This is a genomic window from Pseudomonas sp. FW305-28 (genome assembly GCF_017351395.1).
In the GTDB taxonomy this organism is placed as follows: Bacteria; Pseudomonadota; Gammaproteobacteria; order Pseudomonadales; family Pseudomonadaceae; genus Aquipseudomonas; species Aquipseudomonas fluorescens_AA.
Genome location: NZ_JACNDD010000021.1, coordinates 1 through 15,754, shown reverse-complemented (window position 1 = coordinate 15,754; position 15,754 = coordinate 1). Strand labels below are relative to the sequence as shown.

At 63.3% G+C, this 15,754-nt stretch carries 16 protein-coding genes; 7 read left to right on the top strand and 9 right to left on the bottom strand.

The window, feature by feature from the left end; all coding sequences use genetic code 11:
* Positions 1–118: 118 nt before the first annotated feature.
* A complete protein-coding gene (locus J4E53_RS07390) occupies positions 119–1,063 on the bottom strand; it encodes a LysR family transcriptional regulator (RefSeq protein ID WP_060742262.1) in 945 nt (314 codons plus the stop codon).
* Positions 1,064–1,189: 126 nt separating this feature from the next.
* Here J4E53_RS07390 and J4E53_RS07385 point away from each other — a divergent pair, with 126 nt between their 5' ends.
* From J4E53_RS07385 to aldA, 4 genes are read left to right on the top strand one after another with little or no spacing between them, the layout of a single operon-like run.
* Positions 1,190–2,485 carry an MFS transporter gene (locus J4E53_RS07385; protein WP_060742261.1) on the top strand — a complete coding sequence of 432 codons (1,296 nt, stop codon included), beginning with the start codon at positions 1,190–1,192 and terminating at the stop codon, positions 2,483–2,485.
* Between the two features lie 16 nt (positions 2,486–2,501).
* Positions 2,502–3,686: an L-rhamnonate dehydratase gene (gene rhmD, locus J4E53_RS07380; RefSeq protein WP_060742260.1), complete on the top strand. Its 1,185-nt coding sequence runs from the start codon at positions 2,502–2,504 to the stop codon at positions 3,684–3,686.
* An 11-nt stretch (positions 3,687–3,697) separates the two neighbouring features.
* Entirely contained in the window at positions 3,698–4,498 is an 801-nt protein-coding gene (locus tag J4E53_RS07375; protein ID WP_103309979.1) for an aldolase/citrate lyase family protein, read from the top strand.
* An 11-nt stretch (positions 4,499–4,509) separates the two neighbouring features.
* Positions 4,510–5,943 (top strand): aldehyde dehydrogenase, encoded by a 1,434-nt coding sequence (gene aldA / locus J4E53_RS07370; protein ID WP_060742258.1) that lies wholly within the window; start codon positions 4,510–4,512, stop codon positions 5,941–5,943.
* A 107-nt stretch (positions 5,944–6,050) separates the two neighbouring features.
* Here aldA and J4E53_RS07365 read toward each other — a convergent pair whose 3' ends face one another.
* The 8 genes from J4E53_RS07365 to J4E53_RS07330 all read right to left on the bottom strand — a co-directional run bounded on the left by J4E53_RS07365 (position 6,051) and on the right by J4E53_RS07330 (position 12,358).
* On the bottom strand, positions 6,051–6,653 hold the full coding sequence (locus tag J4E53_RS07365; protein WP_103309981.1) for a LysE family translocator: 603 nt from the start codon (positions 6,651–6,653) through the stop codon (positions 6,051–6,053).
* 53 nt (positions 6,654–6,706) lie between these two features.
* The gene (locus J4E53_RS07360; RefSeq protein WP_060742256.1) at positions 6,707–7,543 is read right to left on the bottom strand and encodes an AraC family transcriptional regulator; all 837 of its coding nucleotides are present in this window, start codon (positions 7,541–7,543) and stop codon (positions 6,707–6,709) included.
* A gap of 236 nt (positions 7,544–7,779) precedes the next feature.
* Positions 7,780–8,205, bottom strand: a complete 426-nt coding sequence (locus tag J4E53_RS07355) for a heme-binding protein (protein WP_060742255.1) — start codon at positions 8,203–8,205, stop codon at positions 7,780–7,782.
* Positions 8,206–8,274: 69 nt separating this feature from the next.
* Complete coding sequence (locus J4E53_RS07350; RefSeq protein WP_103309984.1) at positions 8,275–9,057, bottom strand: ABC transporter substrate-binding protein; 783 nt, start codon at positions 9,055–9,057, stop codon at positions 8,275–8,277.
* Between the two features lie 144 nt (positions 9,058–9,201).
* Positions 9,202–9,552: a RidA family protein gene (locus tag J4E53_RS07345; RefSeq protein ID WP_060742253.1), complete on the bottom strand. Its 351-nt coding sequence runs from the start codon at positions 9,550–9,552 to the stop codon at positions 9,202–9,204.
* A complete protein-coding gene (locus tag J4E53_RS07340; RefSeq protein ID WP_103309985.1) occupies positions 9,549–10,922 on the bottom strand; it encodes an NAD(P)/FAD-dependent oxidoreductase in 1,374 nt (457 codons plus the stop codon). Before J4E53_RS07340 ends, J4E53_RS07345 begins: the two co-directional genes overlap by 4 nt.
* Complete coding sequence (locus tag J4E53_RS07335) at positions 10,915–11,244, bottom strand: (2Fe-2S)-binding protein (RefSeq protein ID WP_103309988.1); 330 nt, start codon at positions 11,242–11,244, stop codon at positions 10,915–10,917. Before J4E53_RS07335 ends, J4E53_RS07340 begins: the two co-directional genes overlap by 8 nt.
* Positions 11,234–12,358 (bottom strand): FAD-binding oxidoreductase, encoded by a 1,125-nt coding sequence (locus J4E53_RS07330; RefSeq protein WP_103309989.1) that lies wholly within the window; start codon positions 12,356–12,358, stop codon positions 11,234–11,236. The genes J4E53_RS07335 and J4E53_RS07330 overlap by 11 nt, the downstream gene beginning before the upstream one ends.
* Positions 12,359–12,515: 157 nt before the next feature.
* Between J4E53_RS07330 and J4E53_RS07325 the strand changes: the two genes are divergently transcribed.
* The 3 genes from J4E53_RS07325 to J4E53_RS07315 all read left to right on the top strand — a co-directional run bounded on the left by J4E53_RS07325 (position 12,516) and on the right by J4E53_RS07315 (position 15,592).
* On the top strand, positions 12,516–13,421 hold the full coding sequence (locus J4E53_RS07325; RefSeq protein ID WP_103309991.1) for a LysR substrate-binding domain-containing protein: 906 nt from the start codon (positions 12,516–12,518) through the stop codon (positions 13,419–13,421).
* 138 nt (positions 13,422–13,559) lie between these two features.
* On the top strand, positions 13,560–14,645 hold the full coding sequence (locus J4E53_RS07320; RefSeq protein ID WP_060742250.1) for an aromatic ring-hydroxylating dioxygenase subunit alpha: 1,086 nt from the start codon (positions 13,560–13,562) through the stop codon (positions 14,643–14,645).
* Positions 14,642–15,592, top strand: a complete 951-nt coding sequence (locus J4E53_RS07315) for a PDR/VanB family oxidoreductase (RefSeq protein WP_103309992.1) — start codon at positions 14,642–14,644, stop codon at positions 15,590–15,592. The genes J4E53_RS07320 and J4E53_RS07315 overlap by 4 nt, the downstream gene beginning before the upstream one ends.
* The last annotated feature ends 162 nt before the right edge of the window (positions 15,593–15,754 follow it).

Below are 15,754 nucleotides of genomic sequence, written 5' to 3'. Positions count from 1 at the left end.
CATCCTTGGGGGCGATTGAGTGCGTTGACGTGGCCGATGCTCTCCAAACCGATCGGTTTTTGAAACCGCGCAACCGTTGCAAGGGGTTGCGGGCGTCAGCGCAGCAAGCGCTCAGGCGCTACCTTCCCGCCGCGGCCTGCGTGCGCAGCAGATCAATGAACAACCCCAGCTCCCGGCTCACCGGCTCCCCCTTGCGCCGCAACAAGCCAAACGGCGCCAATTGCACGTCCAGCGCCACCGGGAGCGCCACCACAAGGCCCATCTTCAGGTAATCGCGCAAGGCGGTTTCCGAGAGCACCATGATCGCGTCGGTCAGTTGAATCAGCTGTTGCATGGAATACACCGAGCTACATTCGATGATGTCTGCGGGCGTCGGCAGCGCAAGACGTTGCAACGCTTGATCGAGGCCGATGCGCGCCGGGCTGGTTTCCGGCTGCAGGATCCACGGCCAGTCGCTGACCAGTTCGGCCAGGTCCAGTTTTTTGCGCCGGGCCAGGGGATGGCCGGCGTGGACCACCACCAGCAGTCGTTCATTGCCCAGTTGCTCGAAGTCATAGTGCTCGCTGTCGGTGGAGGCGTTGCGCCGGGCGATGGCCAGGTCGATGCGGCCCTGCTCCAGCAACTGGATCACCTGGTCGCTGGTGTCCCCCATGATGCGGATCCGCAGCTGCGGATTGAGCGCCTTGATCCGGGCGATGGAGTCCATGACCAGGTCCGGCGCTGCCCCCATGATGGTGCCGATGGACAGGTAGCCATAACCGCCCTGCTGACGGGCCAGCAGGTCTTCGGCGCAGCGGTCCAGACCGCTGAGGGCCAATTCGGCGAAGCGAATCAGCTCCTGGCCCAGGGCGGTCGGGCGCATGCCCCGGGGCATGCGCTCGAACAGGTCGCAACCGAACATGTCCTCGATCTCGTGCAGCATCCGGGTCGCTGCCGGTTGCGACATGTTCAGGCTCTGGGAAGCCCGGTGCAGGTTCTGACTGGCGCTCAAGGCCACCAGCATGTGCAAATGTTTGTAGCGCAGACGGTTGAACAGGCTGCGTGACAGCACGGGATGGGTCATGGATTGGCCTCTGATTACCGATACCTTGAGGGTATCGATTGTTAGCGAGATTCGATTTGTAACGCATCAATCGCCCGCCGTACAGTCCAGCCCATAAGAACAAATACCTGCTAAAGGACTCCCGCGATGAAGACTCTTCCTGTGTCTGTGCTGGCCAAGATTTCCTGGCGCCTGCTGCCCTTCCTGTTGCTGATGTACATCATGGCTTTTCTCGACCGGGCCAACGTTGGCTTCGCCAAACAGGCCTTCCAGGCCGACACCGGTATCGGCGACGCCGCATTCGCGTTTGGTGCGGGCGTGTTCTTCGCCGGTTACGCACTGCTGGAAGTGCCCAGCAACCTGATCCTGCACCGCGTCGGCGCGCGGTTGTGGATGTGCCGGATCATGGTCACCTGGGGCCTGGTGTCGGCGGCCATGGTCTTCGCCCACAACGAAACCAGTTTCTACGTGCTGCGCTTCCTGCTGGGCGTGGCCGAAGCCGGATTCTTCCCCGGCGTGATCCTCTACCTCACCTATTGGTTCCCCTCGGCGGCCCGGGGCAAGGCCATGGGCTTCTTCTATTTCGGTGCGCCGCTGGCGTTCATTTTCGGCAGCCCGCTGTCGGGACTGTTGTTGGAGCTGGACGGTTTCGTCGGTGTTCACGGCTGGCAATGGCTGTTCGCCGTGGAAGGCCTGATGGCGTCGGCGGTGGGCGTGTGGGCCTACTGGTACCTGGACAACCGCCCCGCCGATGCGAAATGGCTGACGCTCGAAGAGCGCCGCCAGGTCCAGGAACTGCTTGATGCCGAGGACCAACACAAACAATCCCATGGCCGCAGCCTGCTCAGCGTGTTGTGCCAGCCTTCGGTGCTCTACCTGTGCCTGATCTACCTGCTGATCCAGGCCAGCGTCTACGGCGTAGTGTTTTACCTGCCGAGCCAAGTGGCCGGGTTGCTGGGCAGCAAGGTTGGCTTGTTGGTGGGTCTGGTCACGGCTATTCCGTGGGTTTGTGCGCTGTGCGCGGCCTACCTGATTCCCGGTTACAGCGACCGCACTGGCCAGCGTCGCCGCACGGCTACGTTGACCCTATTGATGGCCGCCGCCGGGATCGCCTGCTCGGTCAGTGTGTCCAGCCCACTTCTGGGCATCATCGCCCTGTGCTTCGCCGCTTCCGGCTTCATCGCCGTACAGCCGGTATTCTGGACCTTCCCCTCCAGTTACCTGGCTGGCAGTGCCGCTGCGGCAGGCATTGCGCTGATCAACTCCTTCGGTGCCCTCGGCGGCTTCATTGCCCCGGTGCTGAAGAATTGGGCCGAAGGCGCCTTCCACTCTCCTGCGGCCGGCCTTTACCTGCTCGCCGCCACCACCGTCATCGCCGCGTTGCTGGTACTGGGCATCCACTCCCCCGGCCAACGCGCTTCGAACACACCGGCCACGGTTTAACTCAAGGAGCTGCACAATGGGTATCCCCACGATCAAACACGTCCGCGCCTTCGTCCTGCGAGGCGGCGGCGCGGATTATCACGACCAGGCGGACGGCCACTGGATCGACGATCACATCGCCACACCGATGAGCAAATACCCGGACTACCGCCAGAGTCGCCGCAGCTTCGGCATCAACGTACTCGGCACCCTGGTGGTAGAGATCGAGGCCAACGATGGCACGGTCGGGTTTGCCGTGACCACCGGCGGCGAGCCGGCGGCTTACATCGTTGAGAAGCACCTAGCGCGATTCGTCGAGGGAGCCCGGGTCACCGACATCGAAAAGATCTGGGACCAGATGTACCAATCGACACTCTATTACGGCCGAAAGGGCCTGGTGATCAACACGATTTCCGGCGTGGACCTGGCGCTCTGGGACTTGCTCGGCAAGATCCGCCAGGAACCGGTGCATCAACTGCTCGGCGGCGCGGTGCGCGATGAGTTGCAGTTCTACGCCACCGGTGCACGGCCTGACCTGGCGCAGAAAATGGGCTTCATCGGCGGCAAGATGCCTTTGCATCACGGCCCGGCCGAAGGCGAAGAAGGCCTGCGCAAGAATCTCGAGGCACTGGCGACGATGCGCGAACGGGTCGGTCCGGACTTTTGGCTGATGCTCGATTGCTGGATGAGCCTGGACCTCAACTACGCCACCAAACTCGCGGTCGGCGCCCATGAGCACGGCTTGAAATGGATCGAAGAGGCCCTGCCGCCCGACGACTACTGGGGCTACGCGGCGCTGCGCAAAAACGTCCCCAAGGGCATGCTGGTGACCACCGGCGAGCACGAGGCCACCCGCTGGGGCTTCCGCATGCTCCTGGAAATGGGCTGCTGCGACATTATCCAGCCCGACGTCGGCTGGTGTGGCGGGCTCACCGAACTGGTGAAAATCTCGGCTTTGGCCGACGCCCACAACGCGCTGGTGATCCCCCACGGCTCTTCGGTCTATAGCTACCACTTCGTCGCCACCCGGCATAACAGCCCGTTCGCCGAGTTCCTGATGATGGCGCCCAAGGCGGACGAAGTGGTGCCGATGTTCCACCCGCAATTGCTGGGCGAGCCGGTACCGGTGCAAGGCCGCATGCGGCTGTCGGTCCTCGATCAGCCCGGCTTCGGCGTGACGCTGAACCCTGAGTGCCAACTGCATAGGCCTTATAACCGCTAGAGGAGTCCACCATGACCATGCCCCACAACGCCTTCAAGGCCGCGCTGACCTCCAAGCATACGCAGTACGGCATCTGGGCCGGTTTCGCCAGCGGTTACGCCGCCGAAATCGTCGCTGGCACCGGTTACGACTGGATGCTGATCGACGGCGAACACGCCCCCAACACCGTGCCCAGCGTGCTCAGCCAGCTCCAGGCCGTAGCGCCCTATGCCACCGCGCCAGTGGTGCGAGCGGTGACCGGCGATGCCAACCTCATCAAGCAGCTGTTGGACGTCGGCGCCCAGACCCTGATGATTCCCATGGTCGAGACCGCTGAACAAGCCCAGGCCCTGGTGCGCGCCATGCGTTATCCGCCCCACGGCATGCGTGGTGTCGGCGGAGGCCTGACCCGCGCCACCCGCTGGGATGGCGTCGCCAACTACCTCACCACGGCCCATGAAGAGCTGTGCCTGATCGTCCAGGTGGAGTCGCGCACCGGTGTGGAGAACGTCGAGGCCATCGCCGCCGTCGAAGGGGTGGACGCGGTGTTCATCGGCCCCGCCGACCTGTCCATCGGACTTGGCCATGCGGGCAATCCTGGTCACCCCGAAGTCCAGGAACGTATCCAGTTCGCGGTCAATGCCACCCTCGCGGCCGGCAAGGCTTGCGGCATCCTCGCACCCAACGAAGAAGACGCCCGCCGTTATCAGGGCTGGGGTTGCCAGTTCATCGCCGTGGCCATCGACATCAGCCTGCTGCGCCAGAGTGCCCTTGCCACCCTTGCCCTCTACCGCGAACCCGCCACCGCTCAAGCGCCGTCGCGCACTTACTGAAGGACACCGCCATGTCATCCGTTCCTGTGTTCCAGAACTTCATCAACGGCCAGTTCACCCACAGCGAGGCACACCTGGACGTGTTCAACCCGGCTACCGGGGCGCTGCTGTCCCGGGTCCCGGCTTCCAACGCCGCCGACGTCGATCAGGCCCTGGCTACCGCCCGTGCCGCGCAGAAAGACTGGTCGGCCAAACCGGCCATCGAACGCGCCGGATACCTGCGCCGCATCGCTGCCAAACTGCGGGAAAACGTCGCCCACCTGGCGCACACCATTACCCTGGAGCAAGGCAAGATCAGTGCCCTGGCCGAGGTGGAGGTCCATTTCACCGCCGACTATCTCGACTATATGGCCGAATGGGCCCGGCGCATCGAAGGCGAGATCATCACCAGTGACCGCCCCGGTGAAAACATCTTCCTGTTCCGCAAGCCCCTGGGCGTGGTGGCCGGGATCCTGCCGTGGAATTTTCCGTTTTTCCTGATCGCTCGCAAGATGGCCCCGGCGCTGCTGACCGGCAACACCATCGTCATCAAGCCCAGCGAAGAAACCCCGAACAACTGCTTCGAATTCGCCCGGTTGGTCGCCGCGACCGACCTGCCACCCGGCGTGTTCAATGTCGTATGCGGCGACGGCCAGGTGGGCGCTGCCCTGAGCGGTCACAAAGGCGTGGACATGATCAGCTTCACCGGCAGCGTCGCCACCGGCTCACGGATCATGACGGCGGCGGCGCCGAACATTACCAAGCTCAACCTGGAACTGGGCGGCAAGGCCCCGGCCATTGTGCTGGCGGATGCCGATCTGGCGCTGGCGGTGAAAGCCATTCGCGATTCACGGATCATCAACACCGGGCAAGTCTGCAACTGTGCCGAACGCGTCTACGTGGAACGCAAGGTCGCCGATCAATTCATCGAGCGGATCAGCGCGGCGATGTCTGCCACCCGCTACGGCGACCCGATCGCCGAAGCCGATGTGGAGATGGGCCCGCTGATCAACCGCCAGGGCCTGGATAGCGTTGAACACAAGGTTCGAACCGCCCTCAGCCAAGGCGCCAGCCTGGTGAGCGGCGGCAGCGTGGCGGATCGCTCCAGCGGCTTTCACTTCCAACCCACGGTACTGGCCGGTTGCAACGCATCAATGGACATCATGCGTGAGGAAATCTTCGGTCCGGTGCTGCCGATCCAGATCATTGACGACCTGGACGAGGCCATCGCCCTGGCCAACGACTGCGACTACGGCCTGACTTCTTCGATCTACACCCGGGACCTGAGCCGGGCCATGCACGCCATTCGTGGCCTCGACTTTGGCGAGACCTACGTCAACCGCGAAAACTTCGAAGCCATGCAGGGGTTCCATGCCGGCGTGCGTAAATCCGGGATTGGTGGGGCCGATGGCAAGCATGGTTTGTATGAGTACACCCATACCCATGCGGTGTACTTGCAAAGCTGACTTGCGATAGACCGAGGCTTGGCGAAGCGCTGCCTGTCTGGGGGCGCTTCGCACCCAGCGGGAGCAAGCCCCCTCGCCACAACGACTCTTCCCAGTCCTCCTATCTCTCAGACCACCAAGGTCAACCACGCCGATGCCAATAACAACACCGCCATGGTCCGATTGAACCGGCCCATCGCCACAGCGGAACGGCAGAACCGGGCAGCGCCGAGGCCCAGATAGGCCCACAGGGTCATGCACGGAATGGAAATCGCGAAAAAGGCCAGGGACAACCAAAGGACCCGGACCGTCCGGTCGGCCTCGGCGCCGGCAAACACACTGACCACCGCCAGCGCCATCATCCAGGTCTTGGGGTTCACCAATTGCAACCCGGCGGCCCCCGCCAGGCCCAGTCGCGGGCCCTCAACCGGACGCTCCGGATCGATGGCCTGGGCCGGGGCGCGGAAAATCTGCCAGGCCATCCAGCTCAACCAGGCAATGCCGGCCCATGACAGCAGGGTCTGCACCCTGGCTTGGCGCGCCAGCACGTCGCCCAATCCAGTGCCCACCAGCAACACCAGCAAAGCCGCCGCGGCGCAGGCCCCCAGGATGATCGGCAAGGTGGTGGCCAGGCCAAAGCGCGAGCTATGGCTCAGCACCAGGATATTGGTCGGGCCCGGGGTAATGGAGGCGACAAAGGCGAACAAGGCAAACGGCAGTAACTGGTCCATGGAGCAACGTCTCGGTGAATGATCGTCACTCGATCATCCCCACGAAGGCCCGCTCAGTCTGGAACAATTGAGCAGCGCTTGCGGTAGTCCGCCGGGCTCAGGCGATAGGCACGCTGGAACCAGCGGCCCAAGTGGCTCTGGTCGGCAAAACCAAGCATGGCCGCCACCGCCCCGGCGCTCTCGCCAGCGGCCAGCAAGCGCCGGGCCCGGGCCAGGCGCAATTGGATCAGATAGGCATGGGGGGCCAGGCCGAAAGCCGCCTTGAATGCACGGCTCAGGCGAAAACGATCCACACCGGTAACCTGCGCCAGATCGTCCAGACCGATGTCGTCGCTCAGGTGACTGTGCAGATAATCCCGGGCCTGTTGCGCCACCAATGGCAAGCGTGGGTCGGGGTTGATCCGCGCGCGCCAGTGCAGGTGTTGGGTCAGGTTGGCCAACAAGGTATCGAGGGCCGTCTGGCGCACGATGCGGATTTCCTGCTCATGCAGGCTCTGGAAGGCCAGGGCCGTGGCACTCGCCAGCCGCGCATCGTCGGTGAGGGTGGCGGCGAATCCCAATTGGGCGTTGTCCGGCGCCCCGTCGAACAAGGAGCGCAACTCGCGCTCCAGCCATTGGGGCTCCAGGTACAACGTGCGGTAGGTAAACCCGTGGTCGTGGGGCGCGTTGCCGTCATGCAACTCACCGGGCTCGAGCAGGAACACCTTGCCCGGCGTGCTGTTGTGCTGCTGGCGGCGGCAATGAAACTGCTGCACACCCTGCTCGGTCACGCCCACCAGGTAGCTGTCATGCCAATGAGGGTCATAGGCATGCCCCTCGAAATGCGCGCGCACGGTCTCGATACCGGACGTGGCGTCCTGCTTGAGATCGATCCAGTTGCGCGCTGTCATGCCCTGCCCCGTTTAACGAATGTGCTCTTGGCAGATTAACCGCTGATGAGGGGTGTGTCTGGAAGATTTGTGCAAACCCTGTGGGGAGCAGGCTTGCTCGCGAAGGCGCGCAGTCTGTAGATACACCGGGCGACTGACCTACCGCCATCGCGAGCAAGCTCGCTCCCACCGTTTCTTGTGGTGCTCACAAGATCCCATTCCCCTGCACATCTTCCTTCCCACGGTTTATGGCCGTCTCAGGCATCCGGAGTGATCATCGGCAATACCGCTTCCACCGCCAGTCGGGCCAATTCGGCATCTTGCTCGGCCTTGACCCCGGACACCCCGATAGCGCCGATGCACTGCCCGTCATGACGAATGGTCACCCCACCTTCAAGCATACCCTGCAGGTGCGGAGCGCTGAGAAACGCGTAGCGACCACCATTGATCATGTCTTCGAAAACCTTGCTGTCGCGCCGGCCCATGGCGGCGGTGCGGGCTTTTTCCGTCGCGATGTAGGCCGATAACGGCGAGGCATCGTCCAGGCGCAACAACCCGAGGGGATGACCACCGTCGTCCACCACGCAGACCGAAACGGCCCATTGGCGCTGGTGCGCCAGTTCCTTGGCCGCCACCAGCAACTGCGCGACATCCTGTTCAGTGAGTACCGCTTTGCTTTTCATGGATCACTCCGTGCTGTGTCACAGGAAGCCCGCAGGCTAGACCTGCGGGCCAAAAAACAGCCTCGAACGTCATTCACCGTAGATATCGAAATCGAAGTACTTCTGGCGAATCCTGTCGTAGGTGCCGTTGGCGCGAATGGTCGCCAGTGCCTGATTGAAGCGACCCGCCAGCGCATCGTTCTTGCGTACCGCAATGCCGATACCCGTGCCGAAGTATTGTTCTTCGGTGAAATTGGGCCCGACAAATTCAAAATCCTTGCCCTCGGGACGCTTGAGCAGACTTTCATCGATCACCACCGAACTGGCCATGGTCGCATCCAGGCGTCCGCCCAGCAGGTCGAGGAAAATTTCATTCTGCGAACCATAGCGCACTACTTCGGCACCCGCCGGGGCAAAGTGATCGGTGACATAGCGATCGAAGTTGGTCGCCCGCTGTACGCCGATCCGCTTGCCCTTGAGTTGTGCCGGGATGTCGCTGATAGCACTGCCCTTGCGAAACACCAGGCGCGCCGGGATCCGGTAGTAGCGGTCGGTGAAGTCCACCGACTTCAAGCGCTCCGGGGTGATGGACATGGAGGAAATCACCGCATCGACCTTCTTCACCTTCAGCGCCGGGATCAAGCCATCGAACTCTTGCTCCTGCCAGACACAGCGGACCTTCATCTCGGCGCACAATGCCTGGCCGATGTCATAGTCGAAGCCGACGATGGCGTTGTCCGGGGTTTTCGAGGCGAATGGCGGGTAAGCCGCCTCGATGCCGATACGCAGTGATGATTCGGCGGCTTGCAGGCTCGCGCCGAACGCCAGCAGCGAGATGAAACCCAGTTTCAGGGCAATGCGTTTAACGTTCATTCATTTGCTCCAGGTGCGATGTTATTGAGTTCGGGCGCTCCACAGAAGTCGCCCGTTATGGCAGCAGCAATGTGAACAAGCCCGGGCGGCGACTCTGGCGGTTGCCTGCCCGGTGACAGCACCACGGTGATCCGGCCGGCGGCCTCAGACCGCCGCCGTGACAATCAACTCCAGCAAAATCTCGGGATCGTCGAAGGCCACTTGGGCGGTGGCCCGCGCCGGGGTGTGCGCGGCATCGACCCAGTCACTCCACAACGCGTTCATCGCCGCGAAATCCCGGACCATGTCTTTCATCCAGATCTGCACACTGAGCAGCCTGTGCTTGTCACTGCCGGACGCAGCCAGCAGTTCATCGACCCGCTGCAACACCTGGCGGGTCTGGCCCTGGATGTCCTGGCTGCAATCGGCGGCGACGACACCGCTGAGCCAGGCCACGCCGTTGTGCACGACGCTGCGGCTCAGGCGTGGGTTGCTTTCGATGCGTTGAATACTCATGAGGGTTCCTCGACAGAGAGACGCTCGCCCGCCAATTGGGCGAGCGTGATGGGTTTGAGGGGCGAACGGATGCGGTAATAGCCCACCTCGGTGGGTGAGACGTGACGGCGTTCGGCGATGATTTCGGTGACGCTCAGACCACACTGGCGTCCCTGGCACGGGCCCATGCCGCAACGGCCGAAGGCCTTGGCCTGGTTGGGCCCCAGGCAACCCAGGTCGACGTAGCGGCGGATGTCCCCGGCGCTGACTTCTTCGCAGCGGCACACGGTGACGTCGTCGGCAGGGATACGATTGCCGACCTGGGGGCGATACAGGGCGTCGAGCAGTGGCCGTGCGGCGCAGGCGCGGCGTAGTGCGTATTGCAGGGGCCGCGCTTGCGCCTGCTGGCCGGCAATGGCCAACGCGGCCAGGCGTCCTTCCAGTCGCGCCACCTGGGCTCCGCCGATGGCGCCACCGTCACCGGCGATGAAAATGCCCGGCATGCTGCTTTCACCCCATTGGTCGCGGCGGGTCACCCAGCACAGCTGCTGCTCGCTCCAATCATGCTCCAGGCGCAACGACCAACTGACCTGGGTGTTCGGCACCACGCCTTGATGCAGCAGGATCAAATCGGCGCGAATGCGCTGCGAACGGCCTTGGCTGTCGAAGCTCAAGGCGCAGGCCCGATCCGCGCCTTCAATCTGCAGGTTGCTCGCGCCGCGAAAATGCCGGACGCCGGCCCGCTTGAGTTCCGTCAGCAGCCCCAGCCCTTTGAGCAGGTCGCGCCAACCGCGCAGCGCAGCGGGGATGTGTCGCCAGGCCCGCAGCAGATCGCTTCGGTGGCTGGTATCCACCAGGGCTTCAAGGACGATGCCGGCACGCAGGTATTGCACCGCCAGCAGGTAAAGCAATGGACCACACCCGGCCAGTACCACGGGCGTGGCCGGCACCATGGCCGCGCCTTTGAGCAGGATCTGCCCGGCGCCAGCGGTCATGACGCCCGGCAAGGTCCAGCCGGGAATCGGCATCGGCCGTTCGAAAGCCCCCGTGGCAATCAACAGGTGGCGCCCTTGCAAGACTTCGGCGCGCCCCTCGACCAGGTAATGCACCTGGCACTGCGGCGTCACCTGCCAGATCGCCGCATTGGGCAAATAGCGAGCACCGCATTGGAGAAAGTCGGTGGCCAATGTCGCCCCGGCCCCGTAGTCGCCACCCAATACGGCGCGGCGACGTGCGTCAGCCTGGAGCACCTGGCGATAAATCTGCCCGCCTGGACTGGCCTGCTCATCCAGCACGACCACCGACAGGCCGTGGCGCCTGGCTTCGAGCGCAGCACTCATTCCCGCCGGGCCAGCGCCGATGATGATCAGGTCGATGACCGCGTTACTCATCGCCGCCCTCCTCCCACGGTGCCAGGCAAACGGCCCCGCGTTGACGACGCACGCGCATGCCGGCACGCACCGGCACCAGGCAGGCCTGGGTATTGGCTTGTCCGTTCACCTCCACCAGGCATTCGAAGCACACCCCCATCATGCAATAAGGCGCGCCGGGGCGGCCGTTGATGGCGCTCTCGCGGGTGTGTCGGATGCCGCAACCCAGCAGCGCCGCCGCCAGGGATACCTCGGCGGGTACCGTGAAGGGCGTGCCTTCGAATTCGATTTGCACGGTGTGATCTTCCGAGGCCAATGGCCGGAACAGACTGTCAGCCGACATGGCGCGCCTCTGTTGGCAAGTTGAAACGGTGCAGCCCGAATGGCTTCACCGCCGAATCATCGAATTCGCCGGCAATCCACGGCGCCAGGCGCAAGGCATGAACAGCGGCCAGCGTCACGCCGCTGTGGCAGCTAACAACCGACAGCCCCGGGCAGCTTGACGGTGTTTCGTAGATTGGAAAGCCATCGGCACTCATCACTCGCAGCGCCCCCCAGGCCCGCACCAGTCGTACCTGGCCCAAGCGCGGGAAGCACTGCACCGCGCGCCGGGCAATGGCGGCCATGACCTGGCTGCCGGTGCCGTCATCCAAGCCCGTCGACTCGTGAGAATCACCCAGCTGCAGCGTGCCCTCGTCGGTCTGGCGGACATAGGTGGTGGGGTAATGCAGAAATGGCTCGAGCCGTTCGGTGACCAGGATCTGGCCACGATTCGGCTGCACCGGTACATCCAACCCCACCATGGCCCCCAGCGCCCGATTGCCGAGGCCGGCGGCCAGCACGACCTGGCGGGCAGACCAGCGCTGCGCTCCAGCCCGCAGCTCGAACCCCTTGGCAATCGCGTCGATCGCATCGACACGATGGCCGTTGATGAGCCTGACCCCGCGAGACTGGCAGGCGGCAAAAAGCGAGCGCAGCAGCTTGAGCGGGTTGACGTGACCGTCCATGGGTGAAAAACAGCCGCCCACCACATCCGGCCCAATGCCGGGTAAGCGCGCGCGCAGTTGCGCGGCGTCCAGCTGTTCAAAGGGGTAGTCGCCGGCAAAGGCATCGCGCAACCAACCCAGCCGACGGCTTTCTTCGGCCATTTCCGCGTCGCTCAGGCACAACTGGAAGCCACCCCGTTGGCGCAGATGAATGTCGATGCCGGTATCGGCTTGCAACGCCGCGGCAAACCGAGGCCAGAGCGCCACCGACTCCCGCGTCCACCGGGCATACGGACTCATGCGGTAGCCCTTGCCCTGGACCCAGAGCAAACCAAAGTTGCCCCGGGCGGCGCGAATAGCGTCATCGCCCTCGTCGAGCACGCTCACCTGGCGCCCGAGCAAAGCCAGTCCATAGGCGATGGACATGCCCACCAGGCCACCCCCTACGACAATGACATCAGTTTTTAGCATGGCTTTAGGATCGCTGTTTTCGGCGCCGATGATTCAATCAGGTGCCGGCCCATGGCTGGTTCAAGTGCTTTCGGTCGATCCTAGGGCGATGACAGCGCCTTGAAAAATGCTTTATTTTGGCAGCCTCATGTCTTTTTGTTATGGATTGGTCCGCACCATGAATCTCCGTCAGTTGGAAGCCTTTCGCGCCGTCATCCTGGGCCAGACCGTGACCCGCGCCGCCGAAATGCTGCACATCTCACAACCGGCGGCGACCCGGCTGATCGCCAGCCTGGAGGAGGACATCGGTTTCAGCCTGTTCGACCGGGTCAAGGGACGGTTGCAACCCACCGCCGAGGCCATGACGCTGTATCAGGAAGTGCAACGTTCGTTACTGGGCGTGGAACGCATCGCGCGCACCGCCCAGGACATTCGCACGCTCAAGCGCGGTTCGCTGCACATTGCCTGTGCACCCGCCATGGGCCTGTCATTCGTACCTCGGGCGATTGCCGCGTTCATGGCCGAACACGATCAGGTACAGATCTCGCTGGTGGTGCATTCGTCCCGGGAAGTCGTGGACCTGGTGGTGGGTCAGCGCTGCGACCTGGGCCTGATCGTATTGCCTAATACGTACCCAAGCCCCCGCGCCGAAAAACTGCTGGCAACGCGCATGCTCTGCGCCCTGCCCGCTGGCCATCGCTTGCAGGACCAGGCGACGATCCGCCCGGAAGACTTGCAAGGCGAACCGTTCATTTCCTACCCGCAGTCGATTGCCTCGCGCCAACACATCGATGCGATCTTCGCCGCCCATGGCGTGGACCGAGAGCTGCGGCTGGAAACCCAACTCTCGCTGCCCATGTGCGCATTCGTCGAACAAGGCTTGGGCGTGGCGTTGGTGGACGCCATCAGTGCCGTCGAGTACCGCGGCCAGGGCATCGTCTTCCGGGCCTTCGAACCGGCGATAGAAATGGACTTCAGCATGCTCCTGCCCATCCAGGGGCCGGTTTCCAGGCTGCAAGCCAGCTTCCTGGAGCACATGCAGCGATTCATTGAGGCGCAGGTGCCGGCGGCCTACCGGTTCTGACGCGCTCGTAAACCGGCAATCAATGGATCCACTGAACAAGCCAATAATCCATTTATCCAGCAAAACCGTTGACAAGGAAATTAGTTAAGAGAGTTAATGGATCCACAGATAAGAACAACATCCGCCTGGAGATCCGTCATGTACCCCAAAAACGCCTGGTACGTTGCCTGCACCCCCGATGAAATCGCCGACAAACCCTTGGGCCGGCAGATTTGCGGTGAAAAGTTGGTTTTTTACCGGGGCCATGAAGGCAAGGTCGCAGCCGTGGAAGACTTCTGCCCCCATCGCGGCGCCCCGCTCTCCCTGGGCTACGTCGAAAACGGCAACCTGGTGTGCGGCTATCACGGCTTGGTGATGGGCGCTGATGGCAAGACCGTCGAAATGCCGGGGCAACGGGTACGGGGATTTCCCTGCAACAAGACCTTCGCGGTGCAGGAACGACATGGCTTCATCTGGGTCTGGCCCGGTGACCAGGCGCTGGCCGACCCGGCACTGATCCATCATCTGGAATGGGCTGAAAGCGATGAATGGGCCTACGGTGGCGGCCTGTTTCACATCCAGTGCGACTATCGCCTGATGATCGACAACCTGATGGACCTGACCCACGAAACCTACGTCCACGCCTCGAGCATCGGCCAGAAGGAAATCGACGAGGCGCCGCCCGTGACCACCGTCGAAGGCGATGAAGTGGTCACCGCCCGCCATATGGAAAACATCATGGCCCCGCCGTTCTGGCGCATGGCCCTGCGCGGCAACAACCTGGCCGATGACGTGCCGGTGGACCGCTGGCAGATCTGCCGCTTCACCCCGCCCAGCCATGTGCTGATCGAAGTGGGCGTGGCCCATGCCGGCAACGGCGGTTATCACGCCGCGCCGCAGTTCAAGGCGTCGAGCATCGTGGTGGATTTCATCACACCGGAAACCGAGACCTCGATCTGGTATTTCTGGGGTATGGCCCGGCACTTCCAGCCGCAGGATGAAGCCCTCACCGCGTCCATTCGCGAAGGCCAAGGCAAGATTTTCAGCGAAGACCTGGAAATGCTCGAGCGCCAGCAGCGCAACCTGCTGGACCATCCGCAGCGCAACTTGCTCAAGCTCAACATCGATGCGGGCGGCGTGCAGTCCCGGCGGGTGCTGGAACGCTGGATCGCACGTGAGCGCGAACCTCAAGCCGGCTTGATCGCCAGCAGCCAACAGCCGCAACTGGCGGAGCAACGGCCATGATCGAAGTCCAGGTCACGGCGCGACACCGCGAAGCCCTCGATATCTGCAGCTACGAGCTGACCCGTGTCGACGGTGAACCATTACCGGCCTTCACCGCTGGCGCCCATATCGATGTGCACTTGCCCGACGGGCTGATTCGCCAATACTCGCTGTGCAATCATCCCGAAGAACGGCATCGCTACCTTATTGGCGTGCTCAAGGACCCGGCGTCCCGCGGTGGTTCGCGCAGCCTCCATGAGCTGATCCAGCCAGGCATGCGCTTGCGCATCAGCGAACCACGCAACCTGTTCGCCCTTGCGCCCCACGCCCGGCGCAGCCTGCTGTTTGCCGGAGGCATCGGCATTACGCCGATCCTGTGCATGGCCGAGCACCTGGCCCAGAGCGGTGCAGCGTTCGAGCTGCATTACTGCGCCCGCTCCCGAGACCGTGCTGCCTTTGTCGAACGCCTGCGCCAGGCCCCTTACGCTGACCGGGTGTTCCTGCATTTCGATGAAGAGCCAGAAACCCTGCTGGACGCCGCCAGCGTGCTGGCCACACCCGATAACGACCTGCACCTCTACGTGTGCGGGCCCGGTGGTTTCATGCAGCATATCCTCGACACCGCCAAGGGCCAGGGGTGGCAGGAAGACCGCCTGCACCGCGAATACTTCGCCGCCGCCCCTGCCGACACCCGTGCCGACGGCAGCTTTTCAGTCAAGCTCGCCCGCACTGGCCAGGTCTTCGAAGTGCCGGCGGACCGCAGTGTGGTGCAGGTGCTGGAGAGCCATGGCATCGAGATCCCGATCTCCTGCGAACAAGGCGTGTGCGGAACCTGCCTGACCCGCGTGCTGGAAGGCGTGCCGGAGCATCGGGACATGTTCCTGACCGAGGCTGAACAGGCCCTCAACGACCAGTTCACACCGTGTTGCTCCAGATCGAAGACCCCGCTGCTGGTGCTGGATCTCTGACGCCGAATACTGTGGGAGCGAGCTTGCTCGCGATGGCAGACTGTCAGCCAGCATTGATGCAAACTGACCCACCACTATCGCGAGCAAGCTCGCTCCCACAGGAGATCTGTGGCGTATGCGAATCCTGGGGCTACCCCAAAACCATTGTGGGAGCGAGCCTGC

Excerpts from the sequence above, each read along its gene's own strand:
- J4E53_RS07390 (WP_060742262.1), bottom strand. The coding sequence starts at position 1,063 with ATGACCCATCCCGTGCTGTCACGCAGCCTGTTCAACCGTCTGCGCTAC.
- J4E53_RS07385 (WP_060742261.1), top strand. The coding sequence starts at position 1,190 with ATGAAGACTCTTCCTGTGTCTGTGCTGGCCAAGATTTCCTGGCGCCTG.
- rhmD (WP_060742260.1), top strand. The coding sequence starts at position 2,502 with ATGGGTATCCCCACGATCAAACACGTCCGCGCCTTCGTCCTGCGAGGC.
- J4E53_RS07375 (WP_103309979.1), top strand. The coding sequence starts at position 3,698 with ATGACCATGCCCCACAACGCCTTCAAGGCCGCGCTGACCTCCAAGCAT.
- aldA (WP_060742258.1), top strand. The coding sequence starts at position 4,510 with ATGTCATCCGTTCCTGTGTTCCAGAACTTCATCAACGGCCAGTTCACC.
- J4E53_RS07365 (WP_103309981.1), bottom strand. The coding sequence starts at position 6,653 with ATGGACCAGTTACTGCCGTTTGCCTTGTTCGCCTTTGTCGCCTCCATT.
- J4E53_RS07360 (WP_060742256.1), bottom strand. The coding sequence starts at position 7,543 with ATGACAGCGCGCAACTGGATCGATCTCAAGCAGGACGCCACGTCCGGT.
- J4E53_RS07355 (WP_060742255.1), bottom strand. The coding sequence starts at position 8,205 with ATGAAAAGCAAAGCGGTACTCACTGAACAGGATGTCGCGCAGTTGCTG.
- J4E53_RS07350 (WP_103309984.1), bottom strand. The coding sequence starts at position 9,057 with ATGAACGTTAAACGCATTGCCCTGAAACTGGGTTTCATCTCGCTGCTG.
- J4E53_RS07345 (WP_060742253.1), bottom strand. The coding sequence starts at position 9,552 with ATGAGTATTCAACGCATCGAAAGCAACCCACGCCTGAGCCGCAGCGTC.
- J4E53_RS07340 (WP_103309985.1), bottom strand. The coding sequence starts at position 10,922 with ATGAGTAACGCGGTCATCGACCTGATCATCATCGGCGCTGGCCCGGCG.
- J4E53_RS07335 (WP_103309988.1), bottom strand. The coding sequence starts at position 11,244 with ATGTCGGCTGACAGTCTGTTCCGGCCATTGGCCTCGGAAGATCACACC.
- J4E53_RS07330 (WP_103309989.1), bottom strand. The coding sequence starts at position 12,358 with ATGCTAAAAACTGATGTCATTGTCGTAGGGGGTGGCCTGGTGGGCATG.
- J4E53_RS07325 (WP_103309991.1), top strand. The coding sequence starts at position 12,516 with ATGAATCTCCGTCAGTTGGAAGCCTTTCGCGCCGTCATCCTGGGCCAG.
- J4E53_RS07320 (WP_060742250.1), top strand. The coding sequence starts at position 13,560 with ATGTACCCCAAAAACGCCTGGTACGTTGCCTGCACCCCCGATGAAATC.
- J4E53_RS07315 (WP_103309992.1), top strand. The coding sequence starts at position 14,642 with ATGATCGAAGTCCAGGTCACGGCGCGACACCGCGAAGCCCTCGATATC.